This window comes from Schnuerera sp. xch1, from assembly GCF_019931165.1.
Classification (GTDB): Bacteria; Bacillota; Clostridia; order Tissierellales; family Tepidimicrobiaceae; genus JAIOUP01.
On the sequence record NZ_JAIOUP010000038.1, the window covers coordinates 1 to 1,382 of the forward strand.

A 1,382-nucleotide genomic window follows, 5' to 3' on the forward strand; every position below is an offset into this window, starting at 1 on the left:
TATGTAATACAGTTGATAACAAGAACGTAAAAAAGAGGCGTTTCACAACTTCTTTAGAAGTTATGAAACAGCCCCTTTATTTTTGTAACAATCATCTTTTTTGTACGTACTATATATTGAAAAAAGTATCCAAAAAAGTTAGGAGGATAGAATATGAATAGAAATTATAGAGATATGCGTTTAGCAAGAGCCTATGTACCTTTCCAGAGATTAAATGAGGTGTATGATCCTAAGGAAGCATTAAAAAGAGGAACATTATTTCCTGAATTATATATGCCTTATAAAAGGGAGACAATGGCAGAGACAAACGGAGGTGGATACTATGGATAGAGAACAAAAGATGTTATTAAAAGAATTAATGGAAGTTCAATTTGCGTTAGTAGAAATCAACCTTTATTTAGACACTCATCCAAATGATAAAAGAGCTTTAAGACTTCATAATGATTATTCTCAGAGATATCATGAATTGAGGTCCTTGTATGAAGCGAAATATGGTCTATTATCATTTACTGGTATGAGTGGTTGTCCATGGTCTTATATATATGGACCTTGGCCTTGGGAAATAAACTTTGATATTTGATAGGGGGGAAAGATATGTGGATTTATGAAAAAAAATTACAATATCCTGTTAGAGTAGATACTACAAATCCTGCACTAGCACAAATGATAATAGAACAATTTGGTGGTGCAGATGGAGAGTTGTCAGCGGGAATTAGATACTTAACCCAGAGATGGACTATGCCTACCAACAAAGCTAAAGCAGTATTGACAGACATTGGTACTGAAGAATTAGCTCACTGGGAAATAATAGGAACTGTAGTATGGAGATTAGTAAAGGATGCTTCTGTGGATCAAATAAAAGGAACGCCTTTTGAAGCTCATTATGTAGATCATGGTAAAAGCCCATTCCCTCATAATGCAGCAGGAGTACCTTTTGAAGCCAAATATTTTAATTCAAAAGGAGATCCTATAGCGGATATTCATGAAGATATGGCAGCAGAGGAAAAAGCGAGAGCTACCTATGAATGGCTAATAAATATTAGCGATGATCCAGGGGTAACAGATACACTTAGATTTTTAAGGCAAAGAGAAATAAATCATTTCCAAAGGTTCGGTGAAACACTAGGAATACTTCATGAAGAATTAGATAGAAAAAGATATTATTAAAAAGCAGAGAAGTACTTCTCTGCTTTTTATAATTCGCAGGAAGGTTTTATTTTTCTTAATGTATTTAATGTTTTGACAGAAGCTTTTTCGGTATGAAATGTAATTAATAATTTTTTATTATGGATTTTTATGTTTATTATCTTGAGTTTTGCAGCAAAATCAAAGAATAAAGGCCTATAAGTATTGTAAACACAACGTTTATAGGCCTTTGATAA

At 32.9% G+C, this 1,382-nt stretch carries 4 protein-coding genes; 3 read left to right on the plus strand and 1 reads right to left on the minus strand.

From position 1 onward, the window contains the following. Positions 1 to 153 precede the first annotated feature (153 nt). Genes K8M07_RS12490 through K8M07_RS12500 form a run of 3 tightly spaced genes read left to right on the plus strand, consistent with a single transcriptional unit; the run spans position 154 to position 1,167 of the window. Entirely contained in the window at positions 154 to 330 is a 177-nt protein-coding gene (locus tag K8M07_RS12490; protein ID WP_223379438.1) for a spore coat associated protein CotJA, read from the plus strand. Then, positions 323 to 580, plus strand: a complete 258-nt coding sequence (locus tag K8M07_RS12495; protein WP_223379440.1) for a spore coat protein CotJB — start codon at positions 323 to 325, stop codon at positions 578 to 580. Before K8M07_RS12490 ends, K8M07_RS12495 begins: the two co-directional genes overlap by 8 nt. Positions 581 to 594: 14 nt before the next feature. Next, positions 595 to 1,167, plus strand: a complete 573-nt coding sequence (locus K8M07_RS12500; protein WP_223379442.1) for a manganese catalase family protein — start codon at positions 595 to 597, stop codon at positions 1,165 to 1,167. A 26-nt stretch (positions 1,168 to 1,193) separates the two neighbouring features. Here K8M07_RS12500 and K8M07_RS12505 read toward each other — a convergent pair. After that, a partial coding sequence (locus tag K8M07_RS12505) for a hypothetical protein (protein WP_223379444.1) occupies positions 1,194 to 1,382 on the minus strand: 189 nt, incomplete at its 5' end.